A 24772-nucleotide genomic window follows, 5' to 3' on the forward strand; every position below is an offset into this window, starting at 1 on the left:
GGTTTACAGAAGCCCGCCAATCGCTATAATCGTCGCCCTGACACGCCGGTATAGCTCAGTTGGTAGAGCAACTGACTTGTAATCAGTAGGTCCCGGGTTCGACTCCTGGTGCCGGCACCATACAAAACAAAGCCCTCGCAGCGATGCGAGGGCTTTGTTGTTTCCAGGGTCAAACAATCCTCTCCCGATGCCTTCAGCACCTTGCTGGACCCGGTATCGCCGCGCTTCAGCCCCCTTACCCTTCTTCGCAAGTCCCACAAGCACAATGTCCTTCGTGTTTAATGCACATCGCCAGCACGACTCCGGCAGGTGTTTTGCGCTAGTGTTTCCTGCGGATTCGGACGTTCCTCACGTGCACGGCCTTTGAACCAGGTGCAAACGCTCATGACCCATGCAACGCCCTCCATCAAACTCAGCACGCTTCAGCAAATAGCGCCCTACCTGAGCATGCGCGGGGTGTCGCCGCTGGAGTTCTTCCGGCGTTACGGGATTTCCCCGCAGGTTTTTCAATACCCAGATGCCTGGGTGCCGCGAGCGACCTGTTTTCACATCGCCAATGAAATGGCCGCGGTCGCACAGGACCCCTTCGCGGGTGCAACGGTGGGGCATCTGATCGAAGTACGCTCACTCGGCGCCTGGGGCGGATTGATCCTGGGTTCGACCAACCTTGCCCAGGCGTGCGCAGTGGCAGCGATCCATACGGACTTACTGCATCAAGGAAGTGACGTAAGAATCGTTACCGAAGGCCGTACGACGAAGCTGATCCAGCAATTCACCGGGCAGCACGGGGCTGATCCGAAGCAGGTCATTCTCGGCACTCTGGCGCTGCTGAGGAAAGTGCCGCTCATGTCCGGCGAGCCTTGCGCCATAAGGGTGCATCTGCAAAACCCGCGGGAGCGAGGAGATGAGGCGCTGGAGGAGTACCTGGGGCCGAATCTGCACATGAACGCGAAGCACAACATGATCGAATTCGATCGTGAGCTGCTCGACACCCCTCTGCAACCTGCCCGGGATGACGCCTGGAAAGTCACCGAGGCCTTGAAGTCGACCGCGCAAGCCGCCGGTGTGCTGATCGAACGGATCGCGGATCAGGATCGATCCAAACTTACCGCCATTTCAAGAAACATCGGCTTGTCTTCCCGAACGCTACAGCGTCGCCTCAAGTACTGCGGCATCGACTTCGAAGACCTGCGTGACGAGACCCGTCGCAGCGAAGCACTGCAATTGATTGCCAGCGGCAAATACACCGCGACCGAGATTGCCTACATGGTGGGCTACAGTGATCAGGCGCACTTTACCCGAGCCTTCAAGCGCTGGACCGGAAGTTCGCCGTCGCGCTACCGCTCGCTCTTGAAAAATGATCGTTAACCTCTTCGCCTGACCCTCCCGCCCCACTATCGGGCGCCTTCAAATAACCCACTTCGCGGTACTTGCCTGTTGTGCTTTTGGCACCAAATGGCAAGTTTCCAGCAGGGTGTTCTTATAAAGTCTGAAAAGGTAATGCCCACTTAAAAGAGCTAGAGGTTTTCATGCCCGATTCATCCACGGCCTGCATCGTCGCCCTGACGCTGGCCACTTTTGCCAGTGCACACGCTCAGTCATCCGCTGATGCGACGGTGCGGGTAAATGTCGATAACTTTGCTCGCGCCGAGTCCGACCTCTACATGGGCAAGAGTGTGAAGAGTGGAGGCTTGGGGCGGTTTGTTCACAGCCGCGAAGCGGTTGCCATCGACGCTCAGGATGTCATCCGCATGAACAGGGACACGCTTTACTCGTCAGCGGTGTTCGATCTCGATGCCGGCCCGGTGACTGTCACCTTGCCTGAAGCCGGTGAGAGGTTCATGTCGATGCAAGTGGTCAACGAAGATCACTACGTGCCGGCAGTCATTTATGGGCCCGGTCCCCATACGCTGGCGAAAGAGGACATCGGCACACGCTATGTATTTGTCGCTATCCGCCTGTTCTTCGACCCCACGGATCGCAAAGACCTCGAGCAGGTGCATGCGCTGCAGGACGCCATCCAGGTCAGCCAGGCCAGGCACGGGGAGTTCGTGGTTCCGAAGTGGGATCAGGCGAGCCAGAAAAAAGTGCGTGATGCCCTGGCTGTTCTGGGTTCGACCCTTCCCGACTACAACCAGTCCTTTGGCCCGAAAGGCAGGGTCGATCCGGTGCGCCACCTGATCGGAACCGCTACGGGCTGGGGCGGCAACCCGAGCAGGGACGCCATCTACCTCGGAGCAGTATTGCCGCACAACGATGGAAAAACCGTCTACCGGCTCAAGGTCGAACAGGTACCGGTCAAGAGTTTCTGGTCTGTGAGTGTTTACAACGCCGACGGGTACTTTCAGAAAAACCCCTATGACGCCTACTCGCTGAACAACCTCACTGCCAAGAAAAGTGCCGATGGTTCAATTGTCATCCAGTTCGGGGGTTGCGAGGCCAAGGTCGTCAATTGCCTGGTTACGACACCCGGCTGGAACTACACCGTCAGGCTCTATCGACCGAGTAACGAAATACTCAGTGGCCAATGGCGTTTTCCAACGCCCGAGCCCGTCGATTTGTAAATTCGATTATTCGAGCAAGTGCAAGTTTGTCGAAACGACGGACTCCTGCCATCGGTACTTGTAAACGCACTGGGGCGATCCATGAGGCCAGCGCTTGCGCCGGGGGTTTACCGGCCTGCACTCGCCTCGGATACCAGCACCTGCAAGTTGAATATTGGTGATCAACTCAGCAATGGCTCTGCACTACAGAGTTCACCCCCAAGGAAATGAACAATGACACTCAAGGATCATTCACATTCTTTCAGGTCTCCCGTGGTGTTCTCCCTAGGTGCAGCCCTTGCATTGATGCTGGTGCCGCCTGCCCAGGCTGCCCCGGCCGATTCAGGCGGCACGCCATCGGTAACGGTAGGCGGCGGCTTGGCTGTTGGCCCGTTGTACCAGGGCTCTTCCCACTACGCCGCCTTCCCGTCACTGAAGCTCAAGGCGGTCATGCCGACCCAGGACTGGGGCACCTTTACCGCAGCCTTTCCGGAAGGGCTGCGATGGGATCTGCCGGGGCTGGCGCCTTTCGGCGTGGCCCTGCTGGTGGGTTATGACCCGGGGCGCAAGGAACGCATTCACACCCTGGACGGCCGTGATGACTACCTGCGGGGCATGGGCAACCTGGACAGCACCGCCCTGGTGGGGGCGGAAGCATACTGGGTCCTGCCCGCCGGCCGCTTGTTCGTACGCGGCCTGCAATCGAGCCAGAGGCGCAATTACGGTGGCGAAAGCCTGGGCCGTACGACGTACCTGGAAGCCGGGGTCGCCACCACCTACCCGCTGTCTTCGACCTTGACCCTGGACTCGACGCTGTACGGCACCTGGAGCAACGAGAACGACATGATGGCCCGCTTTGGCGTCACCGCCCAGCAAGCCGCACGCACCCGGTTCGATGAATACCACCCCGGTGGCGGGATGCGCGACGTGACCTTGAAACTGGGCCTGACCTGGCAATGGCAGCCACAGCTGGCGCTGGAAGGTGGCATCAAGACCTACGCCCTGGTCTCCGACGCCCGTGACAGCCCGCTGACGGGGGAAAAGGTCGGTGCCGGAGCCTATCTGGACGCCTTGTACCGGTTCTGATCAGCCGTGGTCATGGATAGAAAAGAGAACGCACGATGAAAAAAATACCTGAACCCTTCGCGGTGACACTGTCCCTGGCCGGCCTGCTCTGGTCGGCATGGGCGCCGGCCGAGGACGCCGCCACGAAGGTCACCGACCCGCACTTCAAGCTGGCGCCAGGCTACCTTGAACCGGCTGACTTGCCTGTACGCCTGGCCTTGCTCGGGGCCCCGCCAAAACCGGGCTCCGCGGCCCTCGCGCGGGATGAAGAAGCACGGCGTGCGGCGCTGGCGCTGCGTGGCTCGAGCCGGGAGAAACTCGCGGCAACCGATGCAGAACTGTCATTCCCCGGCCCGGCGAAAACCTTCTCTTGCGCGCTGGGCACGCAGATCAGCGAAAAGAGCACCCCCCATCTCTATACCTTGATGCAGCGCACCCTGACCGATGCGGGGGGGCTCCACCTACGCCGGAAAGAATGCCTACAACCGTACTCGCCCCTTCGTGGTGCATGACGAAGGCACGTGCCGCAAGGACATGGAGCCACTGCTGCGCACGGATGGCTCCTGGCCCTCCGGCCACTCCGCAGCGGGCTGGGCCTGGAGCCTGGTCCTGGCCGAGATCAGCCCGGCCCGCGCCACCGAACTGATGACCCGTGGCCTGGCATACGGCCAGAGCCGGGTCATCTGCGATGCCCACTGGCAGAGCGACGTGGACGCTGGCCGCATCATGGGGGCCGCGACGGTCGCCAGCCTGCATGGCAATCCGGCATTCCTCGCCGATCTGGCGGCCGCGAAGGAGGAGGTCAAGGCGGCGCATCAGGCCGGCCTGAAGCCTGCCGAGGACTGCGCAGCCGAAGGCGTGGCCCTTGGGCTGACCCAGCACTGATCGGAGAAACAGCATGATCCACCGTGACCATCCGCACTCACCGTTGCTGCACCGGCGTACCCGCCTGGCGCTGCTGCTGGGCGCCTTGACGACCGCCGGAACCAGCCTGCCGCCCGTGGCCATGGCGGCAGACGACGATGGCTGGCGGTTCAACGGCGGCCCGTACGTGTGGGGCGCCGGGATCCGCGGGCACGTAGGCCACCGCAGCACAGGGACCCAGTTCATCAAGTCCGACTTCTCGGACATCGCGCGCAGTGTCGACATGTCGGTGATGCTGATGGGCGAAGCGCGGCGCGGCCCCTACAGCGTGCTCGCCGACCTGATGTACATCGACACCGACACCCGCAACCGGCTGCCAGCCGGAGCGCTGGCGTCCAAGCTAGAGGTGCAGAGCAAGACCGCCTCGGGTTTCCTGGGGGGCGGCTACCAGGTGCTGGGGGATGACGATCATCGCCTGGACATCGCCGGCGGCGTGCGCGTCTGGTACAGCAGCACCAGCATCACCCTGCACGGTGGTCCGGCCGGGGGCCTGTCGGGCTCGGACAAGGCCACCTGGGCCGACGCGATGGCGGGGTTGCGCGGGCACTACGCCGTGAACGAGCGATTCTGGCTCTCCGCCTGGGGCATGGCGGGCGCCGGGCAGTCCCGGGAAGACTGGGACCTGGCCGCACTGGCGGGCTGGGAGTTCCTGCCGGGCTTTTCGGCGGTGGCCGGCTACCGGGCCATGGGGGTCGATTATCGCCATGACGGGTTTGTCTACGACATCGTCCAGAAGGGCCCGCTGCTGGGTATCAGTGGGCGCTTCTGAGCCTTGTATCGCAAGGCTCCCCCCAGGCATGCGCTTCATGCTCCAATAGCCGCCGATTCCAGCTGCACGCAGGCCGCCCATGAAGCCCATCGCCGTATCGATCCTGACCCTGTTGCTCCACTCCCTGCTATTCAGCGCCCCGGCCCTGGCCGGTGATGCCGAAGCCGGCGCCAAGCTGTTCAAGCGCCTGTGCAGCGGCTGCCATAACATCGGGCCTTCGGTGCGCAGTTCCTTCGGGCCGCAGCTCAATGGCATCATCGACCGCCCTGCCGGCAGCGCCGCGGACTACCAGTACTCGACGGCCATGAAGTCCTCGGGCATTGTCTGGAGCCGGGACAAGCTCATCCAGTACCTGGAAGACCCCAAGGCCGTGGTGCCCGGTACCCGGATGATTTTCTGGGGGCTGAGCGATGAGGAAAAAATCGATAATCTGCTGGCCTATCTGCAGACGTTCCAGACCCCCTGACCCGTTTTCGACAAGGATGTGTTGATGAAGCTCCCTTTGCTCTCGCTGGCGGCCATGAGCCTCGCCCTGGGCGCGCTGGCGCCCGATCTGCAGGCCGCCGGCTTCGACTGCGCCAAGGCCTCGACCCAAGTGGAAAAGACTGTCTGCGCCACGCCGACGCTGTCCGCCAAGGACGAGGAGATGACCCGCCGCTACCAGGCGCTGAAGCACTTGCAGGTGTTCCGCCTGCTGCAAGGCCACTGGTTGAAGAACACCCGCAATACCTGCCCCGACACCGATTGCCTGGAGTCGGTCTACCGGGCCCAGGTGAAAATGCTCACGTCGCTGCCGATTCCTCCCGAGCCCGCCCCGGACGCACTGCGCCCACTGGCTCCCGGCGAGGCGTACCTGGTCTATGACCCGGACGACTGGCAGAACTTCACCCTGGCCACCTTCAACAGCACCCTGCCCCAGGGCGACCAGCAGATCGTCGATGCCCAGGTGATAGCCGGGGTGCTGCATGTGGTGCTGTTTGTCGGGCGCTATCAGCAGGGCAAGCCGGTGTATGTCGGCACCCTGTATGAGTACGCCGATGACCAGCCGGGGCTGCATCCCATCGCCCAGGACATCGCCTTCGCCGGCTGGGCCAATCCCGGGGCCAACGACCAGGGGCCGCGCTACGCCGGGATAGTCGATGGCCAGTTCTACTACCGCGAGCAGATGGCGGGCCAGTTGCAGCAAAGCATGGTCTACCGCCTGGGTTCGCGCAGCGCGCCCGCCAGCACCCAGCAGGTGTTCCAGGTTGGCTCCAACACCTTCATGCACGCCCGGGCGCGGGTGGAGCAGGACCTCAATCGCGACAGCAGCCAGCTGTCCCTGAACTATGAGCGCGCCAACGCGGGCAGCCATTCGGAGAACATCACCGAGCAGAAACAGCCCGATGCCGGATGGGCCATCGTCAACCCGACCTGGAGCACCACGCGCCCGGTGCTGTACTTCGATAACCAAGGGCCCCGGGCCTGTATCTGGCGGGTCGATATGCGGGGCAAGGAGTTGTCGAAGATAGTCACCGATCACGACGCAATGTCGGCCCGGCCGGTGGATATCCATGGCCGTGAAGCGGTGGTCTACCTGCAGGGCAACCAGCTGAAGTTCGCCATCAATCCGGACGACTGACGAACAGCGTTCGCGGATAAAAAAAGGCTCGCGATCAGGCGAGCCTTTTTTATTGCATCAACCACGCTGCATTCAAGGCAGCTTGATCTTGTACTCGGCCAGCTTGGCCTGGTGCTGCGGCTCGACGTACTTCTGGTTCACCAGCTTGGCGAACTGTGCAAAGTCGGCGCGGGCGTCGTCGGTCTGGCCCAGTTTGTCGTAGGCCAGGCCGCGGTGGTAGAAGGCCCAGGCATAGTCGGGCTGCTTCAACAGGCCGGTGCTGTAGGCTTCCGCGGCCTCGCGATAGCGCCCCAGGTCGTACAGCGTCTGGCCCAGGTGGTAGTAGGTCGGCATGTTGAAACCGCTGCCCTTGCCCGCCTCGCCCAGGTTGTTGTCAAGGTTGGACTGCACCAGCTCCAGGGCCTTTTGCGGGTTGCCCGCTTCGCGATACAGACGGCTCAGGTCCAGCACCGCCCGAGCATCGGGCTTGGGGCCCAGCTCGATGGATTTTTCCTTGGCGGCGATGGCTTCCGGGTAACGCTTGAAGCTGGCGTAGGCATCGGATTTGAGCCAGTACACCAGGCTCTGCATGGGCTGGCTCAGCGGGTTCTTCTCAAGGCACAGGTCGGCCTCTTGCAGCACCACGTCGAATTTTTCGGCCTTGGAAGCCTGGCCCACCATGCGGCAATGGGCGTAGTTGATCTGGTCCTGGCTCTGCAGGCTGGCGCAGCCAGTCACAGCAAGGGCACACACAAGCAGGAGCGACCCGCGTACAGACAATGAAGGCATGTTTTTCAATCCAGCAGATGGGCGTTGAGGTCAGGGCGATACACCTGCAGCAACGGCGCGGTGACCGTACCCTGCAAGCTGCAGAAGATCGTGGTGCGGCCGGCAATCGGTGCGTGGGTGGTACCGATGTCGATGCTCAGGATGCGTTCGACATAACCGAACGGCGTAGCCACGCCACCGCCCGCCAGGCCTTCGGTGCGCCACTGGTCGATGGGGTCGCCGACCCGGCGGATCTCCACCCGGCTCATGGCGCTGCGGTCTGCCTTCAGGCGGCTGTTGTCCACCAGCAGCGGCTTGAGCGCCGCGGCCACGTCCTTGGGCTGGCCCTCGGCGACAAAGCCCCAGAACAGCAGGTTGCCCACCGACTTCAGCGACTGAGCTTCGTTGTAGTAGCCCACCAGGCGCACGCCATTGACCAGCAGCGGCTGTTCGAAGGCCTGGTAGCGCCCGCCTTCCTGCAAAGGGTTCATGACCTTGGGCGCGCTTACCGCACCGTACCGGGCCAGGCTCAAGGTGCCGGTCGGCAGTCGGGCGGTATTCAGGTTCTGGAAGAACTGCGCATCGCAGCGGGAGAAGTCGCTCAGCAACTGCTCGGGCGCAGTCGCTTGCTGGCCGTGGGCGATGCTGGCGACGCTCAGCAGGCACAGGCCGGATAGCAGGGTACGGAACATCGAAATCATCCGTGACGAGACAGGGGGGGTGGACTGTAACAAGATTGATATGCGCCAACCACTGGCTGAAACAGACACCCGGGCGAAAACAGTCACCCGCCATCCCGGGCATTTCTGCAACCCGGATGCCCAGGCACAAAAAAGCCCCGAACCAGCCGGGGCTTCTTGCGTTGCAGCCACCTGCAATCAGGTGGTGATCAAACGCTCATCAGAACACGTTGATCGGGTAGTCGACGAACACACGCAGTTCGTTGCCACCTTTGTTGTACTCATACGACTTCTGCGACACACGCAGAACCGAGCTGCGCACTTTGACGCTCAGGTCCTTGGCCGGGCCGCTCTGCACTACGTACTTGAGCTGGTTGAAGATTTCTCGCTCGCTGCCACCAGTGCTGTTGACGGTGGTGATGTTGTCGCCACGCACGTAGGCCACGTTGTAGGTCAGGCCCGGTACGCCGAAGGCGCCGAAGTCCAGACCGTAGCCCAGTTGCCAGCTGCGTTCGTCTTCCGCGTTGAAGTCGGACCAGTAGGAGTTGGCCAGGTAGATGGTGTTGCCGCCATCACCCACATAGCCGGACTTCTGATAACCGCCATAGGCGTAGCCCAAGTGGCTGTCGCCGGTGCTGCGCTGATGGGCGACGGTAAACGAGTGCGGGCCAGTGGCGAAGGTCGCCGCCAGGCTCCAGATCTTGTTGTCCTGGCCGCCGGCGTTGAGGTCCTTGGCGAAGGATTTGTCCAGCTTGGTGCGGTAACCGTTGAAGTCCAGGGTCAGGGACTGGTCGGTGGCCAGTGGGAACACGTAGTTGAGGTTCACGTATTGTTTCTTCAGCACGTCTTCGACGTCGGAAGCGTACAGCGCGCCCTTGAACTGTTCGGTGAACTGGTAGCTACCACCCAATACGTTGATCGACTTCAGGCCACCGCTGTCACGGCCTTCGGCGCTCTTGCGCGATTCGGCGGTGAAGTGACCGGCGTTCAGCTCCAGGCCCTTGATCTCCTTGGAGGTGATCAGGGTGCCGGTGTAGCTTTCCGGCAGCAGGCGCGAGTTGTCGTAGTTCAGCACCGGCAGGGCCGGCATCTGGTCACCGTAGGTCAGCACAGTGTTGGAGAAACGGAACTTGACTGCAGCACCGGCCTTGGCCAGGTCGTCTGCAGCGCTACCGCTGTCACCCTGCTTGAAGAAGTCGATGCCGCCGGCACCGCTGCGACCCTTGCCGCCGTCCAGGCGCAGTGCGTACAGGCCGAAGGCGTCAACGCCCACGCCCACGGTGCCTTGGGTGAAGCCCGAGGAGAAGGTGCCGATGAAACCCTGGCCCCATTCAGCCTTGTCCGGGTTGCCATCTTTGTAGTCACGGTTGATGTAGGCGTTGCGCAACAGCACTTTCAGGCTGCTGTCTTCAACAAAACCCTTGGCGTCGGCCTGGCCGTCGGCCATGGCCTGTGTAGCGCTCAAAATCCCCAGTGCAATCAAGCAGATCCGCTGTTTAAACATTTTATTTTCCTTATTACGGTTTGGTGACGCGCTGTGAGCTCCGCGGCTATGGCGATTGAACGCTCTTCTACCGTTGAAACAAAAAAGCCCGACCGCGGGTGAGCGCGACGGGCCTTTTATTATTCTGAAATATGGCTCCTGGCCACAGGCGTTGGGGCGAATCCTATCTGCGCCTTTAACAACGTGTCAATTTCGTGAATCGTCTTTGAATAGCTGAAAATATTCTAAGAACTGCGGGCTAGAGCATTGCCAGCTGCACACTGTGACTGTCCACGAATTGTTCGAAGTGGGTGACCTTGCCATCTTTAAGTGTCCACAAGTGAGCCACCCGTACATCGATCGGTTTGCCCGAGGCCTTGTAGACGCCCTGGTAATTGCCATAGGCGAACACCTTGTCGCCCTGGGCCACATAGTTCTCGACCTTGAAGGTGAAGTCCTGCCATTCCGAGCCCAGGCGCTTGAAGACGTGCTCCAGCACCGCCTCGAACCCTATATAGGTGCCGGCATAGGGAAAGCCCGCCGCCTCGGTCCAGCGGGCATCGGGGGCCAGGGCCGCTGCGGTGTTGCGCGCATTTTCCTGGGAGTTGGCACCTTCGTAGGTGCTCTTGATCAACGCTAGGTTATCCATGGGTGACTCCACGCAGGTCAGGTGAGTTCAGGGTGTGCAACCGTCCAGGCCACAGGCCTGGGCCACGCCATCGTGAGGGCCGCTATCGGCGCCCAGGGAGGTCTTCAGCCAGTCGGCGAAGGCCTCGGGTTTGCCCAGCCAGGGGCTGATGTCGAGCAGCTGGTAACGACCATCGCGCTCCAGCACCAGAGTCGGGAAGCCTTGCCCGCCGACCTTGGCCAACAGGGCCCGGCTGGCCTTTATATGGTTGTCCAGTTCATGGGCCACCGCCTGGTCGAAGGCCGCCTCGAAGGCAGCCGGGGCAAACCCCTGGGCCTGCGCCAGCTCCAGCAGCACCTGCCGGTCGGCGATCCTGCGCCCTTCCAGATAATGCGCCGTCTGCAACCGGCCCAGAAATTCCAGGCCCCGCCCTTCCATAGCCTGGGCCGCCAGTACGGCGGCAATCGGCGGCGCCGAGTCGAAGGTGGCCGTCTCATCCCGCAGCAGGCCCTCGAAATAGGCCTGGCCAAAAGGCTGCCCGGTGTACTCGGCGATCCGCCGGTCATGGGGCATGACGTAATCGCGCAGTTGCGGCGAGACCGGCTGGCGATTGCGCCCGGTCATCATGCCGCCGGCATGGGCCACCACCGGCACCACCGCCTGGGCGGCCTGCACCAGCGGCTTGGCACCGTAGCACCAGCCGCACAGGGGGTCATAAATATAGTGAAGGGTGGCCAAGGACATATCTGGGCTCCAGCAAGGTCTTGAAAATTCGATGTCACGCAGACTAGGCCGCGCGCGCCAAGGAAAAAACCTCGAATTGGCTTTTAGTCTGTTGCTGTAACCGGTCGAATCCGTCTGTTTAGCCTCAGTATGCGAACCGAAACCCGAAAGATACATTCAGAAACAAATAGCCCGGGGAACTTATTAGGGAATATTTAACATCTGTTAATGACAAGCATTACCATTCGCACCCTCGAATTTCCCCTTCTCGGATGCGTTTCAGATGCCTGCCCATTTCCGCCTCATGCCCCTGTCCCTGGGTCTTTGCACCCTGCTGGCCAGCGGTTTTGCCTGCGCTGCCAGCACTACCCTGCCGATGACCTCCATCAGTGCCGAGGCCGAAGCCGACCCCGATGACCCACGGGTCAAGGAAGTCAGCACTGCAACCCGTACCTCGACCCCGGCGCGCTACGTGCCCCAGGCCATCGACACAATCAAGACCGCCAACGTGCTGGACTACGGCGTCAACGACCTGGGCAGCGCCCTGAGTGGCATTCCCAACGTCAGCAGCGGCTCGGACACGCGCTTCGACAGCCTGCGGATCCGCGGCTTCGATGCCAGTAACGACTTCTACCTGGACGGCATCCGCGACGACAGCCAATACGTGCGCGACCTGCACAACATCGAGCGCATCGAAGTGCTCAAGGGCCCGGCGGCAGTGCTCTACGGCCGTGGCAGCCAGGGCGGGATCATCAACCGGGTGAGCAAGCTGCCGGAATTCGGCCGCCGCTCCAGCGTCGAAGTCCAGGGCGGCAGCCAGGACCTGCGCAGCCTGTATGCCGACCTCAGCGCCGACCCGACAGAGAACATCAGCCTGCGCCTGAACCTGGGCAACGAGGACCGGAACAGTTTCCGCAAAGGCGTCAGCGGCAACCGCCAATTGTTCGCCCCGTCCATGAGCTGGCAACTGACCCCGGACCTGAACTGGCTGGTGCAGTACGAATACAGCCGCTACAACCGCACCCCGGACCGCGGCATCCCCGGGGTCAACGGACGCCCGGCGGACGTCAGCCGCGACACCACCTACGGCGATCACCGCGACTACATCGACGACAAGTCCCAGTCCCTGCGCTCCAAGCTGAGCTACGAGCTCAGCGAGAACTGGCAACTGCGCCACACCCTGGGGGTATTCAAGCTCGACAGCGACTTCGACAACACCTACCAGACCGGCTACAACGCCACGACGGGCAAGGTCCAACGCCAACGCTGGCAGCAAGACCTGAAGACCCGCAACGTCTACAACAACACCGAACTGGAGGGCCGTTTCGACACCTTCGGCCTGGAACATCGCCTGCTCACCGGCCTGGAGCTCGGCAGCCAGCGCCGCGACCCGATCCTCTACAACGCCGCCACTTCCGGGCCGGGCAGCCAGGCGGTGCCCGCCGTCGACCTGTACAACCCCAACCCGTACCAGAGCCACACCGGCCGCATGCAGGTCTCCAGCAACAACCACACCGAGGTCGAAAGCCGGGCCCTCTATATGCAGGACCAACTGCGCCTGAACGATCAATGGCAATTGCTCGCCGGCCTGCGCTACGACAACTTTGATGTGCAGACCAGCAACCGCAAGAACGGGCTCTCCGAAAGCCGCGAAAGCCACAGCGTCAGCCCGCGCCTGGGGGTGGTCTGGACGCCGCTGGAGCACCACTCGTTCTATGCCTCATGGAGCAAGTCGTTCTCACCGGTGGGCGGCGGCCTGATCGGCATCACCCCGAACGCCGCCGGTAACGGCAACGACCTGAGCCCTGAGCTCACCCGGCAGAAGGAAGTCGGAGTCAAGAGCGACTGGCTGGGCGAACGCCTGAGCACCACCCTGGCGGTGTATGAGCTGGAGCTCTACAACCGTCGCACCTCCGATCCGCAGGACCGCAGCATCACCCTGCTCACCGGGCTGCAACGCTCCCGCGGCATCGAGCTGACGGGCACCGGCAAGATCGTCGGCAACTGGTACCTGCGCGGCGGCATCGGCCTGCAGGACGCCGTGGTGGTCAAGGACAACAACGGCTTCGAAGACAAGCGCGTGAACAACGTCGCCAAGCGCAATGGCAGCCTGTTCATCACCTGGAAACCGGAACTGGGCTGGTACGCCGAGACCGGCCTGACCCTGGTCGGCGACCGCTTCGCCGATAGCAGCAACACCGTGGCGCTGCCCGGTTATGGCCGCTGGGACGCCCTGGCCGGTTACCGGCACAAGGACTGGGACGTACGCGCTGCGCTGAACAACATCGCCGACCGCGAGTACTACAGTTCCGCCACCAGCGCCTTCCAGATCCAGCCGGGCGACCCTCGCAGCCTGGTGGTCACCGGCAACTACCGCTTCTGATGCCCGGATGCCCGGCATCTGAATGCCAGGCAAAAAAAAGCGCTGCCATCCCGGCAGCGCTTCGCACAATCCCTTGTTTATCTATCCTTTCACCACATCCCACAACGCCTGCAGTTCCGCCTCGCTGAGCAATCCAGCGGGGTAACGCTCAATGATGATCCGGCGCGGATCAGGTTCCCTGATCTGACGCGTTCCATTGGACTTCAACCACTGGGCCAGCACCTGCAGCGACTCGTTATTCATTGCCAAGGGATGGGACGCCCGCTCGCTGACCATGTTCATTCCAGCGCTCTCCTGGTATCTGAGCGGCCTAACTTATCCAAGCTTTATGACAGAACAACACCGTTCTCCATGTCTCAGAATCACGCCAGGAGAGATACAAGAGCTATGCCAATGTGCCACCCGTGCCGATATACGGCCATGAAAAAGCCCGCGGCCTGTCTAGGCTGCGGGCTGGCTGGTGAAGCTCAGGCCACGGGCCGGGCCGGCACCGGCAAACAACCGGCATCGGCTGTTACAACGGCACTCAAATCCGCTGTGGCGCGGGCTGTTGCTGGGTAAGGCAGTGGATATTGCCGCCCCCCAGTAACAGTTCACGGCCCGGCACCATCACCACTTCGTGCTCGGGGAACAGCTGCTGCAGGATGGCCTTGGCCTGGGCGTCCATCGGGTCGTCAAAGCTGGGCGCGATGATCCCGCCGTTGACGATCAGGAAGTTCACGTAGGAACCCGCCAGGCGCACCGAAGGGTTGCGCTCCTGGCTGCCCTCTACCGCGTCGACCCCGGCGCATTCCTCTTCGGTGGCGTACAAGGGGCCGGGAACCGGCATCTTGTGCACCTTGAAGGTGCGGCCCTTGGCGTCACGGGTGTTTTCCAGCACCTGCAGGGCGGCCTGGCAACGCGGGTAGTTCGGGTCCTGGGGGTCGTCGGTCCAGGCCAGCAGCACTTCGCCCGGGCGCACATAGCAGCAGAAGTTATCCACATGGCCGTCGGTTTCGTCGTTGTACAGGCCGTCCGGCAGCCAGACGATCTGCTCCACCGCTAGATGCTCGCGCAGTACCGCCTCGATCTCTTCGCGGGACAGGTGCGGGTTGCGGTTGTGGTTGAGCAGGCATTCCTCGGTGGTGATCAGGGTGCCTTCGCCATCGACGTGGATCGAGCCACCTTCGAGCACGAAGCCCTCGGTGCGGTACTCCTGGCAACGTTCGATTTCCAGCACCTTGCTGGCGACCTGCTCGTCACGGTTCCACGGCGAATACAGGCCGCCTTCGAAGCCGCCCCAGGCGTTGAAGCCCCAGTGCACGCCGCGCACTTCGCCGCTGGCGTTGATGACGAAAGTCGGGCCGGTGTCGCGGACCCAGGCGTCGTCGCTGGACATTTCCACCACACGGATATTGGGCACGTCCAGGCGTGCCCGGGCGTTTTCATACTGGGCCGCGGACACGGCCACTGTCACCGGTTCGAAGCGGGCGATGGCCTTGGCCACCGCGGCATGGGCGGCCTGCGCCGGCTTGCCGCCCAGGCGCCAGTTGTCCGGGCGCTCGGGCCAGATCATCCAGGCCTGGGTCTGGGTCGCCCATTCGGCGGGCATGTAGAAACCGTCGGCGCGCGGCGTGCTGTGCAAAGTGCTCATAGTGTTCAGGACTCCAGGGAACCGTCGAGGGTTTTCAGCGCGCCATAGAGGTTCGGACGACGGTCACGGAAACTGCCCCAGGCGCTGCGGATGTGCTCGAGCTCGTCGAGGTCGAAGCTGTGCACAAGGATACCTTCTTCAGTTTGGTTGAGCTCCTGAACCTTCTCGCCGAACTGATTGGCGATGAAGGACGAGCCGTAGAAGGTGATGTCGTAGCCGTCCTGCTCTTCGTTGCCGATGCGGTTGCTGGCGATCAGCGGCATCAGGTTGGCCCCGGCATGGCCCTGCTGCACCCGCTGCCAGTGGTCGCGGGAGGAAATTGTCTGGTCGTGGGGCTCGCTGCCGATGGCGGTGGGGTAGAAGAGAATTTCCGCGCCTTGCAGGGCCATGCTGCGGGCGCACTCGGGGAACCACTGGTCCCAGCAGATGCCCACGCCGATCTTCGCGTAGCGGGTGTTCCATACCTTGAAGCCGGTATCGCCCGGGTTGAAGTAGTACTTTTCGTGGTAGCCGGGGCCATCCGGGATGTGGCTTTTCCGATAAATCCCGAGGTTGCTGCCATCGGCATCGATGATCGCGATGCTGTTGAAACGCGCCCGCCCGGCCAGCTCGTAGAAGCTGATGGGCAGCACCACTTGCAGCTCCCTGGCGACTTTCTGGAAGTGCGCGATGGCGGCGTTGCTGTCCACCGTGGTGGCCAGTTGCAGGTAATCCGGATTGGGCTTCTGGCAGAAGTAAGGCGCCTCGAACAGTTCCTGGATCAGGATGATCTGCGCCCCCTTGGCCGCGGCTTCGCGCACCAGTTTCTCAGCGGTTTCGAGGTTGGCCTCAAGGTCCCAGGAACAGGCCATCTGGGTAGCGGCGACGGTAACGGTACGGCTCATGGATCAACTCCTGGGCAAGGCGAAGCGGTCGATGACAACGGACACAAGGCACCGGGCACGGCGAGGCCGGGCCTGGATATGGCCACTTTATATCCGATAAATATCGACTTTAAAAGCTGAAGAACCATTAGCCACGATAAATTACCGACAAAAAGCCGATAACAATCGAATTATCAAGAAACGCATTCGCCGGCAAGCCGGCTCCTACCAAGCGTTGCAGGAGCCGGACTGCCGGCGAATGGAGGTCAACGCAAAGCAGAGCCCTGCGCCTACAGCTCTTCGCTCAACACCTTGGCCAGCATGTCGACGAAGAAATCCACGCTCTGGCGAGTCGTGACCATCGGCGGCTTGATCTTGAGGATGTTCAGGTGATCGCCGGTAGGTTGCATGAAAATCCCCAGCTCGCGCAGGCGTTCGCACAGCAGGGTGGTTTCCTCGGTGGCCGGTTCCAGGGTGGCGTGATCGCGGATCAGTTCCAGCCCCAGGTAGAAACCGGAACCATGCACCGCTCCCACCAGCGGGTGGTTTTCCTTGAGCGCCTCCAGGCGCTGCCGGAAGTGTTCACCGACCACCTGGGCGTTTTCCCAGAGTTTCTCTTCCTGCATCACGTCCAGCACCGCAATGCCGATGCGGCAACTGACCGGGCTGCCGCCGGACGAGGAGAAGAAATAGCCTTCGGCCTCCAGCGCTTCGGCGATTTCCCGCCGGGTGATCACCGCACCCAAGGGCTGGCCGTTGCCCATGCCCTTGGCCATGGTGATGATGTCCGGGGTCACGCCCTGCTCCTCGAAGCCCCAGAAGAACTGGCCCATGCGCCCGTAGCCGACCTGGATCTCGTCGGCGATGCACACCCCGCCCCGGGCCCGCACCCGCTCGTAGACCTGCTGCAGGTAGCCCGGTGGCAGCGAAATCCCTCCGGCGTTGCCATACACGGGTTCGCAGATGAAACCGGCCAGCTGGCGTTGCTGCTCATCCAGCTTGTGCAGTTGCTGGTCGACGCTGCGCAGGTAGTGCGGGGTGCTGTCCTGGCCGCGAAACTCGCCGCGATAGGTGTTGGGCGCGGTCACCGGGTGCACCCACTCCGGACGGCTGGTGAGGGCCTGGGGGTTGTCGGCGATGGAGGTGGACACTGCGTCAGCCGCCACCGACCAGCCGTGGTAGGCCTCCAGCACACTGAGCATATCGCGCCCGCCGCTGTAGGCCCAGGCCAGGCGGATCGCCAGGTCATTGGCCTCGGTGCCGCTGTTGACCAGGAACACCCGGTCCATGGAATCCGGTGCCAGGGCCAGCAGGCGCTCGGAGAACTCGGCGATCGCCGCATAGTGGAAACGCGAGTTGGTGTTGAGCAGCGACCATTGCCGCGCCGCTTCAGCGGCCATGCGCGGGTGACCGTGGCCCAGCACCGCGACGTTGTTGAGCATGTCCAGGTAGGAACGCCCCTGCATGTCGATCAAGTGGTTGCGCCAGCCGCGCTCGATCCGCGGCGGATCGAGGTAATAGTGCTTCTGCGAGCGGGCAAAACTGGCGTCACGACGCTCCAGCAGGGTTTGCGGATCCAGTTCCGGTTCGGCATCGCAGGCCAGCCCCAGCAGCGCCGCCGGCGAGGGGCAAAGGGCTTGCCAGGCCGGGGCTCGGGACGGTGTACAAAACAGCGGCGGATCCAGTTCGGCAGCGCGACACAGCTGCACCTTGAGCCGACCATCCGCCGCCACGGCGCCCAGCACCTGGCCCTTGACCAGCGCCGCTCCCGGGTGCAGCGAAGGCTCGACGCCCCACAGGTGCACACTCAGGGTCGGGCCATCGAGGCGCAACAGGCCTTGCTCGCCGCGGTGCAGGACCCCGGCGAACGGCGCTTCCACGGCGGTGCCTGGCGGCACTTGCAGTTGTACATGCAAGGGGCAGGTCGAGGGTTCCTCGGCGCTATCGGGACGGGTCTGCGACAGGCGGTACTGTCCATAGCGGCTGGCGGCCAGGCCATGGGCGGCGCCAGCTTCGGCCAACAGGCGATCGTCGATCCCCGGCTGCTCCCAATTGCCCGCCTCGAAGTGCGGGCTGAGCACGCCCAGGTCGATCAGGGCGAATTCGCGCCCCACCAGGCTCGGCAACAGCGGGGCGAACCCCTCACCGCCGATGGCAGGCAGTGCGTGCCCGACAGCGGTGAGAATCGCCGCCTCCATGAACTCGAACGACACCGAGTTGGCGACCTGGAAAATCTCCCACTCGTGGCTCAGGTTGGCACGGCTGTAGGCATTGCCCGGGTCGATGCTGACCTGCTGCTCGCCACTGAGCACCAGCACCGCCGCCCGGGCCACGATCAGAGGCCAGAGCGCCAGCAGCTCCGCCCGTTGCAACGGGTTGACCTGATGGTAGGCCTGGATCGCCGGGAGGATGCGCAGCGGGTCGCCCTCGGCGTGATGCAGCAGCGCCGCGCAGGTCACCGACAGGTCGGTGATGCGCCAGGTGCGGATCAGGTCGCCGAAATCGATCACCCCCTGCACCTGCCAATGCCGTGCTTCATCCCGCTGCCAGACCACGTTGTCATCGGTGATGTCCATATGGATGGCCTGCACCGGCAGTTGCTCCAGCAGCGGATGCAGGCGGCGCTCGGCGCGTTGCGCGGCGCTGGCGATCACCGCTCGTTGCTGCGGGTCGGCAATGACCGGCAGCAGATGCCCGATCAATGCCTGGGCATGCCGGGCGTCCCATTGCAGGGTGCGCTCCAGGCCCGGATGCTCGAAATCCGCCAGGGCCAGGTCCATCTGCCCGCACAGCCGGCCCAGGCCCGCCACCAGCTCGCCGCCCAGGTGCGGCAGGTGGGTCAGGGAGCGGCCTTCTATATAGTCCAGCAGGCGTACGTGCAGCGCTTGCCCGGCAATCTCCACGGACAGCAGGTCCGCGCCGTTTGTCGCCGGGATGACCCTGGGCACTCGCAGCTCCGGGCGCTGTTGCAGATGCTTGAGGCCGGCGTGCTGCGCCTGCAACTCCAGGACCGAGTAGTCGCCGCGGCAGATCTTCAGGACAAACCGCCCCTGGGGGCTGTCGACGCGGTAGTTGAGGTCTTGCTGACTGCCCAGCGAGTGCAGGGTACCGTGCAGGCCGTAGTGGCTTTCCAGCAACTCCAGCGCTTGCTGCGCTAAGACTTGCGGGCTGGGCAGACTGGCACGGTGGATCAAGGTGGCGAGCAACATACAACGACCCCTGGAATTGTTATAGGCCGCTTATATCGCCACTGCGCAAGGTAATGCGCAACCCCAAAGCGCGCAGGCAAGACCAGAGCCTTGCCTGCTGTAAACTTCACCCTTGAAATTTCCGACGGTTCGCAGAGCAATCAAGCGGTTGTTGCTATTGCACCCTAGGCTCCCTATCGACAAGCTATGCTGCATTCGTCGCAGCAAATGACCGTTTTCAAGGATACAGGCCCCCAACATGCGCATTCTCGTTACCGGCGGAGCCGGTTTTATTGGCTCGGCTCTTGTCCGCCACCTGATTCAGCACACGGAACACGAAGTGCTGAACCTGGACAAACTGACCTACGCAGGCAACCTGGAATCGCTGCACAGCATCGCCAGCAACAGCCGCTATGAGTTCGTCAAGGCCGATATCGTCGACCAGGCCACCGTCAGCGCCGTGCTGGCGCGCTTCCAGCCCCACGCGATCATGCACCTGGCTGCCGAGTCCCATGTCGACCGCTCCATCGACGGGCCGTCCGACTTCATCCAGACCAATATCGTCGGCACCTACAGCCTGCTGGAAGCGACCCGCGCCTACTGGCACACATTGCCCGAGGCGGAAAAAGCCGCTTTCCGTTTCCACCATATTTCCACCGATGAGGTCTATGGCGACCTGCATGGCGTCGATGACCTGTTCACCGAAACCACGCCCTACGCCCCCAGCTCTCCCTACTCCGCCAGCAAGGCCGCATCCGACCACCTGGTCCGCGCCTGGCAGCGTACCTATGGGCTGCCGGTGCTGATCACCAACTGCTCCAACAACTACGGCCCGTTCCACTTCCCCGAAAAGCTGATTCCGCTGGTGATCCTCAACGCCCTGGCAGGCAAGCCGCTGCCGGTGTACGGCAACGGCCTGCAGGTGCGCGACTGGCTGTATGTCGAGGATCACGCCCGGGCCCTGTTCAAGGTGATGACCGAAGGCGCGGTCGGCGAGACCTACAACATCGGCGGCCACAACGAGCAGAAGAACATCGACGTGGTACGCGGCATCTGCAGCCTGCTGGAAGAGCTGGCCCCGCAGAAACCCCAGGGCGTGGCTCACTACGCCGACCTCATCACCTTCGTCCAGGACCGCCCCGGCCACGACCTGCGCTACGCCATCGACGCCGGCAAGATCGAGCGCGAGCTGGGCTGGGTTCCGGAAGAAACCTTCACCAGTGGCCTGCGCAAGACCGTGCAGTGGTACCTGGAAAACCTCGAGTGGTGCCGCCGGGTACAAGACGGCAGCTACCAGGGCCAACGCCTGGGTTCCACCGACATCAAGGATCTGATTGCATGATCAAAGGCATTGTTCTGGCGGGCGGCTCCGGCACCCGTCTGCACCCCATCACCCTCGGTGTGTCCAAGCAGCTGCTGCCGATCTACGACAAGCCGATGATCTACTACCCGATCTCGGTACTGATGCTGGCCGGCATCCAGGACATCCTGATCATCTCCACCCCTCAGGACCTGCCGCAATACCGCAACCTGCTGGGTGACGGCAGCCAGTTCGGCGTGCGTTTCAGCTATGCCGAACAGCCTTCGCCGGATGGCCTGGCCCAGGCCTTCCTGATTGGCGAGGAGTTCATCGGCAATGACCCGGTGTGCCTGATCCTGGGCGACAACATCTTCCACGGCCAGTACTTCGGCGAACAGCTGCGCGATGCCGCCAAGCGCACCCGCGGCGCCACGGTGTTCGGCTACTGGGTCAAGGACCCGGAGCGTTTCGGGGTCATCGACTTCGACAGCGAGGGCCGTGCCCTGTCCATCGAAGAAAAGCCCAAGAAGCCGAAGTCCAGCTACGCGGTCACCGGCCTGTACTTCTACGACAATGACGTGGTGCAGATTGCCAGGGACGTCAAGCCTTCGCCCCGGGGCGAACTGGAGATCACCGACGTCAACAACGCCTACCTTAAGCGTGGCGACCTGCACGTGGAGCGTTTTGGCCGGGGCTTTGCCTGGCTCGACACCGGCACCCACGACAGCCTGCTGGAGGCCTCGCAATACGTGCAGACCATCGAGCATCGCCAGGGCCTGAAAGTCGCCTGTCTGGAAGAGATCGCCTATGAGAACCGCTGGATCAGCCGCGAGCACCTGCTGGAGCGCGCCGCTTACTTCGGCAAGACCGGCTATGGCCAGTACCTGTTCACTCTGGCGGGGGAAACCCAATGAACATCATTCAGACAGAGCTCACCGGTGTACTGATTATCGAGCCCAAGGTCTTTGGCGACGAGCGTGGCTTCTTCTACGAGAGCTTCAATGCCAAGGCCTTCGAAGAGGCCACCGGCTTGCAGAAGAGCTTTGTACAGGACAATCACTCGCGATCCGTCAAGAACGTCCTGCGTGGTCTGCACTACCAGATTGAGCACCCGCAGGGAAAACTGGTCCGGGTGATTGCCGGCGAGGTTCTGGACGTAGCCGTCGATATCCGGCGTAGCTCCCCGAACTTTGGCCGTTGGGCAAGTGTTCGCCTGTCTGCACATAACAATCGCCAACTATGGATTCCCGAAGGGTTCGCCCATGGCTTCGTAGTACTCAGCGACGCTGCCGAGTTTCTCTACAAGACCACCGATTACTACACGCCTTCTGCTGAGCGTTGCATCAGCTGGGACGATCCGACCCTGGCGATCAACTGGCAGTTGCAGGATATGCCAACGCTCTCGGCCAAGGACCAGAAAGGTAAAAGCCTAGAAGAGGCCGATCTGTTCCCATGAACGCTCCTCTGAAAATCCTTATCAGCGGCCAGCACGGCCAGGTCTCCCGGGAGCTGCAGCAGCGCCTCGGCGACCTGGGCGAGCTGGTGGTCCTGGGTCGTGAGCAACTGGACCTGAGCCACCCGGAACAGATCCGCCAGCAAGTGCGCGCCATTCGCCCGGACCTGATCATCAATGCCGCCGCCCACACCGCCGTCGACCAGGCCCAGAGCGAGCCGGAGCTGGCTTTTGCTATCAACGCCACGGCCCCCGGGATCTTCGCCCAGGAAGCCTTCGAGCTGGGTGTGCCGCTGATTCACTACTCCACCGACTACGTGTTCGATGGCAGCAAGGAAACGCCCTATGTTGAGGACGACGAGCCCAACCCGCTGAGTGTCTACGGCGAGAGCAAGCTGGCTGGCGAACGGGCGATCCGGCTGGTCCAGGGCCAGCATTTGATCCTGCGCACCAGCTGGGTCTATTCCAGCCATGGCAAGAACTTCCTGCTGACCATGCAGCGCCTGCTGCAGGAAAAACCCGAGCTGCGGGTAGTGGCCGACCAGATCGGCGCGCCCACCTGGGCCGGCACCATCGCCACCAGCACCCGGGCGCTGATCGAGCGTTGGCGAGCCGGGCAGCCCGGCGCCTGGGGCACCTACCACCTCACCGCCCACGGCGAGACTTCCTGGTTCGGCTTTGCCCAGGCCATCGGTGAGCAGTTGCTGGCCATGGACAAACCCTGCGCCGTCCTTGAAGCCATCCCTTCCAGCGCTTACCCGACACCGGCGCCGCGGCCGTTGAACTCGCGCCTGGACTGCAGCCGCCTGGCACGGGAGTGGGGCGTGGTCCAGCCGGACTGGCACACCGCATTGCGCGAGTGTCTTGCCGAGCAGGGCTAGGCATAATGCGCCTGTATCCACAGGCGCCTTTTCCATGACCCCACCCCTTCCCCGTCGCCCTCGCTGGCGCAGCCTGGCCTTGCTGGCACTGTGCCTGGCGCCGTTGCTGTGGCCGCTGGAGCATCTGGCGGAGCGCTACTACCGCAACGAGCTGACCAGCCAGAACCGCCAGACCCTCGACCTGTACGTGGCCAACCTGCTGGGCACCCTGCACCGCTACGAAGTGCTGCCGCAGATCCTCGGCGACTTGCCGGCACTGCGCGCGGTACTCGGCGCCCCGGACGATGGCGTGACCCAGGGCAACGCCAACCGCCTGCTGAAGAACATCAGTGCCCAGACCGGCGCCGAGGTGATGTACCTGATGGACACCAGCGGCAAGACCCTGGCGGCCTCCAACTGGGACAAGCACGACAGCTTCGTCGGTCGCAATTTCGCCTTCCGCCCCTATTTCAGCGAGGCCATGGCCGGGCGCCTGGGGCGCTTCTTCGGCCTGGGCACCACCTCGGCCAAGCGCGGTTACTTCTTTGCTGCCGCGGTGCGCGATGGCGAGCGGATCCTTGGCGTGCTGGTGGTCAAGGTCGACCTGGACCACACCGAAAGCCTGTGGGGCAAGACCCCGGAACAGTTGCTGATGACCGACCACAATGGCGTGGTGATCCTCACCTCGCGCCCGGAATGGCGCTTTCGCGCGACCCGGCCGCTGAGCGACGAGGAACGCCAGGCGATCGTCGCCATCCAGCCCTATCCGACTCGCGACCCAAGGCCGCTGAACCTCAACCCCAATGCCTGGCTGACCCAGACCCAGCAGATCGACGAAACCCGCTGGGCCGTGAGCATCCTCGCACCGCGCACTCTGATCGACCGGCCGGTGCGCACGGTAGTGGCCGTGGGCGCCGCCGCGCTGCTGGTGCTGATGCTGTTGCTCGGCCTGATGATGCAGCGCCGCCGCCACTACCTGGAGCGGATCGCCTTCGAAGCCAAGGCGCGGCGCGAGCTGGAGATGCGTGTGGCCGAGCGCACCAGCGACCTGGAAAGCCTCAACCGGCGCCTGAAGCAGGAAGTGCTGGAGCGCGAAACCGCCCAGCAGGAACTGGTGCGGGCCCAGGACAACCTGGTCCAGGCCGGCAAGCTCTCGGCTCTGGGCACCATGTCGGCCAGCATCAGCCACGAGCTCAACCAGCCCCTGGCGGCGATCCGCAGCTATGCCGAGAACGCCGAAGTGCTGCTGGACCACCAGCGCACCGACGACGCCCGAGGCAACCTCAAACTGATCAGCGAACTGACCGGGCGCATGGCCTCGATCATTGCCCACCTGCGGGCCTTCGCCCGGCGCGATCACCACGCCCCGGAAAGCGTGGCCCTGCAACCGGCCCTGGACGACGCCCTGGCGCTACTGGCCAAGCGCCGCCGGGCCATGGAAGTGGAACTGATCCGCGACCTGCCGGCCGCCACCCTGTGGGTCGAAGCCGGGGAAACCCGCCTGCGCCAGGTACTGGGCAACCTGCTGGCCAATGCCCTGGATGCCCTGACCGAAAAAGGCCCCCCGCGCAAACTCTGGCTGAGTGCCGAATCCACCGCCACCGGCGTCAACCTGTACATTCGCGACAACGGTCCGGGCTTCTGCATGGAAGCGCTGGGTCGCGCCGGAGAGCCGTTCTACACCACCAAGACCCGTACTCAGGGCCTGGGCCTGGGGCTGGCCATCTGCGACACCCTGATGCGTGCCTTCGGTGGTGAACTGTCATTCGCCAACCACCGCGAAGGCGGGGCCCTGATCACCCTGCGCCTGCGGGCCGGGGCCCCCGGAGTCAGCCTGCAGCCCTCCGAGGACCGCGGGGTATGAAGCAGAGCGGCAACCCGATATCAACCCTGTCCGGCCCGGCGCTCC

At 63.1% G+C, this 24772-nt stretch carries 21 protein-coding genes, 1 tRNA gene and 1 pseudogene; 14 read left to right on the plus strand and 9 right to left on the minus strand.

The features are described from left to right. The first annotated feature begins 44 nt into the window (after positions 1 to 44). From ACUXVH_RS06025 to ACUXVH_RS06060, 8 genes and pseudogenes are all read left to right on the plus strand, one after another. Positions 45 to 120, plus strand: a tRNA-Thr gene (locus ACUXVH_RS06025). Between the two features lie 264 nt (positions 121 to 384). Next, positions 385 to 1368, plus strand: coding sequence for a helix-turn-helix domain-containing protein (locus tag ACUXVH_RS06030; protein ID WP_065364806.1), 984 nt, complete (start codon positions 385 to 387; stop codon positions 1366 to 1368). A 161-nt stretch (positions 1369 to 1529) separates the two neighbouring features. Further along, positions 1530 to 2564: a DUF1254 domain-containing protein gene (locus ACUXVH_RS06035; protein ID WP_011058700.1), complete on the plus strand. Its 1035-nt coding sequence runs from the start codon at positions 1530 to 1532 to the stop codon at positions 2562 to 2564. Positions 2565 to 2777: 213 nt separating this feature from the next. Further along, entirely contained in the window at positions 2778 to 3629 is an 852-nt protein-coding gene (locus ACUXVH_RS06040) for a MipA/OmpV family protein (protein WP_342403516.1), read from the plus strand. Positions 3630 to 3664: 35 nt separating this feature from the next. Next, positions 3665 to 4493: pseudogene (locus tag ACUXVH_RS06045) on the plus strand (acid phosphatase). Between the two features lie 13 nt (positions 4494 to 4506). Beyond that, positions 4507 to 5301: a hypothetical protein gene (locus ACUXVH_RS06050; RefSeq protein WP_011058697.1), complete on the plus strand. Its 795-nt coding sequence runs from the start codon at positions 4507 to 4509 to the stop codon at positions 5299 to 5301. A 79-nt stretch (positions 5302 to 5380) separates the two neighbouring features. Then, a complete protein-coding gene (locus ACUXVH_RS06055) occupies positions 5381 to 5767 on the plus strand; it encodes a c-type cytochrome (RefSeq protein ID WP_011058696.1) in 387 nt (128 codons plus the stop codon). 24 nt (positions 5768 to 5791) lie between these two features. After that, the gene (locus tag ACUXVH_RS06060) at positions 5792 to 6922 is read left to right on the plus strand and encodes a lysozyme inhibitor LprI family protein (protein ID WP_342403518.1); all 1131 of its coding nucleotides are present in this window, start codon (positions 5792 to 5794) and stop codon (positions 6920 to 6922) included. A 72-nt stretch (positions 6923 to 6994) separates the two neighbouring features. On the opposite strand, the gene ACUXVH_RS06065 is transcribed toward ACUXVH_RS06060, so the two are convergent. From ACUXVH_RS06065 to ACUXVH_RS06085, 5 genes are all read right to left on the minus strand, one after another. Then, positions 6995 to 7690, minus strand: a complete 696-nt coding sequence (locus ACUXVH_RS06065) for a tetratricopeptide repeat protein (protein WP_342403519.1) — start codon at positions 7688 to 7690, stop codon at positions 6995 to 6997. A 5-nt stretch (positions 7691 to 7695) separates the two neighbouring features. Continuing rightward, a complete protein-coding gene (locus ACUXVH_RS06070) occupies positions 7696 to 8361 on the minus strand; it encodes a hypothetical protein (RefSeq protein ID WP_232643933.1) in 666 nt (221 codons plus the stop codon). A 208-nt stretch (positions 8362 to 8569) separates the two neighbouring features. Continuing rightward, positions 8570 to 9853 carry an OprD family porin gene (locus tag ACUXVH_RS06075; protein WP_065364801.1) on the minus strand — a complete coding sequence of 428 codons (1284 nt, stop codon included), beginning with the start codon at positions 9851 to 9853 and terminating at the stop codon, positions 8570 to 8572. A 238-nt stretch (positions 9854 to 10091) separates the two neighbouring features. After that, entirely contained in the window at positions 10092 to 10481 is a 390-nt protein-coding gene (locus ACUXVH_RS06080; RefSeq protein ID WP_015633792.1) for a nuclear transport factor 2 family protein, read from the minus strand. Between the two features lie 27 nt (positions 10482 to 10508). Then, positions 10509 to 11204, minus strand: coding sequence for a DsbA family protein (locus ACUXVH_RS06085; protein WP_072443796.1), 696 nt, complete (start codon positions 11202 to 11204; stop codon positions 10509 to 10511). A gap of 262 nt (positions 11205 to 11466) precedes the next feature. On the opposite strand from ACUXVH_RS06085, the gene ACUXVH_RS06090 reads away from it, so the two are divergent. Next, on the plus strand, positions 11467 to 13566 hold the full coding sequence (locus ACUXVH_RS06090; RefSeq protein ID WP_065364800.1) for a TonB-dependent receptor: 2100 nt from the start codon (positions 11467 to 11469) through the stop codon (positions 13564 to 13566). An 81-nt stretch (positions 13567 to 13647) separates the two neighbouring features. On the opposite strand, the gene ACUXVH_RS06095 is transcribed toward ACUXVH_RS06090, so the two are convergent. The 4 genes from ACUXVH_RS06095 to ACUXVH_RS06110 form a co-directional block, all read right to left on the minus strand. After that, the gene (locus ACUXVH_RS06095; protein ID WP_011058687.1) at positions 13648 to 13848 is read right to left on the minus strand and encodes a hypothetical protein; all 201 of its coding nucleotides are present in this window, start codon (positions 13846 to 13848) and stop codon (positions 13648 to 13650) included. 244 nt (positions 13849 to 14092) lie between these two features. Beyond that, positions 14093 to 15199, minus strand: a complete 1107-nt coding sequence (gene aguA, locus ACUXVH_RS06100; RefSeq protein WP_065364799.1) for an agmatine deiminase — start codon at positions 15197 to 15199, stop codon at positions 14093 to 14095. Between the two features lie 5 nt (positions 15200 to 15204). Beyond that, positions 15205 to 16083 (minus strand): N-carbamoylputrescine amidase, encoded by an 879-nt coding sequence (gene aguB, locus ACUXVH_RS06105; RefSeq protein WP_011058685.1) that lies wholly within the window; start codon positions 16081 to 16083, stop codon positions 15205 to 15207. Positions 16084 to 16352: 269 nt separating this feature from the next. Next, positions 16353 to 19271: an aminotransferase gene (locus tag ACUXVH_RS06110; RefSeq protein WP_065364798.1), complete on the minus strand. Its 2919-nt coding sequence runs from the start codon at positions 19269 to 19271 to the stop codon at positions 16353 to 16355. A gap of 238 nt (positions 19272 to 19509) precedes the next feature. Here ACUXVH_RS06110 and rfbB point away from each other — a divergent pair, with 238 nt between their 5' ends. Genes rfbB through ACUXVH_RS06135 form a run of 5 tightly spaced genes read left to right on the plus strand, consistent with a single transcriptional unit; the run spans position 19510 to position 24727 of the window. After that, entirely contained in the window at positions 19510 to 20592 is a 1083-nt protein-coding gene (gene rfbB, locus ACUXVH_RS06115) for a dTDP-glucose 4,6-dehydratase (RefSeq protein ID WP_065364797.1), read from the plus strand. After that, positions 20589 to 21464, plus strand: a complete 876-nt coding sequence (gene rfbA, locus ACUXVH_RS06120) for a glucose-1-phosphate thymidylyltransferase RfbA (RefSeq protein WP_065364796.1) — start codon at positions 20589 to 20591, stop codon at positions 21462 to 21464. The genes rfbB and rfbA overlap by 4 nt, the downstream gene beginning before the upstream one ends. Then, entirely contained in the window at positions 21461 to 22006 is a 546-nt protein-coding gene (gene rfbC, locus ACUXVH_RS06125; RefSeq protein ID WP_015633784.1) for a dTDP-4-dehydrorhamnose 3,5-epimerase, read from the plus strand. The genes rfbA and rfbC overlap by 4 nt, the downstream gene beginning before the upstream one ends. Next, on the plus strand, positions 22003 to 22884 hold the full coding sequence (gene rfbD / locus ACUXVH_RS06130; protein ID WP_015633783.1) for a dTDP-4-dehydrorhamnose reductase: 882 nt from the start codon (positions 22003 to 22005) through the stop codon (positions 22882 to 22884). Before rfbC ends, rfbD begins: the two co-directional genes overlap by 4 nt. Before the next feature lie 34 nt (positions 22885 to 22918). Then, complete coding sequence (locus ACUXVH_RS06135; RefSeq protein ID WP_011058679.1) at positions 22919 to 24727, plus strand: sensor histidine kinase; 1809 nt, start codon at positions 22919 to 22921, stop codon at positions 24725 to 24727. The last annotated feature ends 45 nt before the right edge of the window (positions 24728 to 24772 follow it).

It is taken from the genome of Pseudomonas sp. 8(2025), from assembly GCF_052665325.1.

What these genes read in the sequence shown, in the direction of transcription:
- aguA (WP_065364799.1), bottom strand. Translation starts at nt 15,199, where the DNA reads ATGAGCACTTTGCACAGCACGCCGCGCGCCGACGGTTTCTACATGCCC.
- rfbD (WP_015633783.1), top strand. Translation starts at nt 22,003, where the DNA reads ATGAACGCTCCTCTGAAAATCCTTATCAGCGGCCAGCACGGCCAGGTC.
- rfbB (WP_065364797.1), top strand. Translation starts at nt 19,510, where the DNA reads ATGCGCATTCTCGTTACCGGCGGAGCCGGTTTTATTGGCTCGGCTCTT.
- ACUXVH_RS06075 (WP_065364801.1), bottom strand. Translation starts at nt 9,853, where the DNA reads ATGTTTAAACAGCGGATCTGCTTGATTGCACTGGGGATTTTGAGCGCT.
- rfbA (WP_065364796.1), top strand. Translation starts at nt 20,589, where the DNA reads ATGATCAAAGGCATTGTTCTGGCGGGCGGCTCCGGCACCCGTCTGCAC.
- ACUXVH_RS06080 (WP_015633792.1), bottom strand. Translation starts at nt 10,481, where the DNA reads ATGGATAACCTAGCGTTGATCAAGAGCACCTACGAAGGTGCCAACTCC.
- ACUXVH_RS06050 (WP_011058697.1), top strand. Translation starts at nt 4,507, where the DNA reads ATGATCCACCGTGACCATCCGCACTCACCGTTGCTGCACCGGCGTACC.
- ACUXVH_RS06060 (WP_342403518.1), top strand. Translation starts at nt 5,792, where the DNA reads ATGAAGCTCCCTTTGCTCTCGCTGGCGGCCATGAGCCTCGCCCTGGGC.
- rfbC (WP_015633784.1), top strand. Translation starts at nt 21,461, where the DNA reads ATGAACATCATTCAGACAGAGCTCACCGGTGTACTGATTATCGAGCCC.
- ACUXVH_RS06090 (WP_065364800.1), top strand. Translation starts at nt 11,467, where the DNA reads ATGCCTGCCCATTTCCGCCTCATGCCCCTGTCCCTGGGTCTTTGCACC.
- ACUXVH_RS06065 (WP_342403519.1), bottom strand. Translation starts at nt 7,690, where the DNA reads ATGCCTTCATTGTCTGTACGCGGGTCGCTCCTGCTTGTGTGTGCCCTT.
- aguB (WP_011058685.1), bottom strand. Translation starts at nt 16,083, where the DNA reads ATGAGCCGTACCGTTACCGTCGCCGCTACCCAGATGGCCTGTTCCTGG.
- ACUXVH_RS06035 (WP_011058700.1), top strand. Translation starts at nt 1,530, where the DNA reads ATGCCCGATTCATCCACGGCCTGCATCGTCGCCCTGACGCTGGCCACT.
- ACUXVH_RS06040 (WP_342403516.1), top strand. Translation starts at nt 2,778, where the DNA reads ATGACACTCAAGGATCATTCACATTCTTTCAGGTCTCCCGTGGTGTTC.
- ACUXVH_RS06110 (WP_065364798.1), bottom strand. Translation starts at nt 19,271, where the DNA reads ATGTTGCTCGCCACCTTGATCCACCGTGCCAGTCTGCCCAGCCCGCAA.
- ACUXVH_RS06095 (WP_011058687.1), bottom strand. Translation starts at nt 13,848, where the DNA reads ATGAACATGGTCAGCGAGCGGGCGTCCCATCCCTTGGCAATGAATAAC.
- ACUXVH_RS06055 (WP_011058696.1), top strand. Translation starts at nt 5,381, where the DNA reads ATGAAGCCCATCGCCGTATCGATCCTGACCCTGTTGCTCCACTCCCTG.
- ACUXVH_RS06085 (WP_072443796.1), bottom strand. Translation starts at nt 11,204, where the DNA reads ATGTCCTTGGCCACCCTTCACTATATTTATGACCCCCTGTGCGGCTGG.
- ACUXVH_RS06030 (WP_065364806.1), top strand. Translation starts at nt 385, where the DNA reads ATGACCCATGCAACGCCCTCCATCAAACTCAGCACGCTTCAGCAAATA.
- ACUXVH_RS06070 (WP_232643933.1), bottom strand. Translation starts at nt 8,361, where the DNA reads ATGTTCCGTACCCTGCTATCCGGCCTGTGCCTGCTGAGCGTCGCCAGC.
- ACUXVH_RS06135 (WP_011058679.1), top strand. Translation starts at nt 22,919, where the DNA reads ATGACCCCACCCCTTCCCCGTCGCCCTCGCTGGCGCAGCCTGGCCTTG.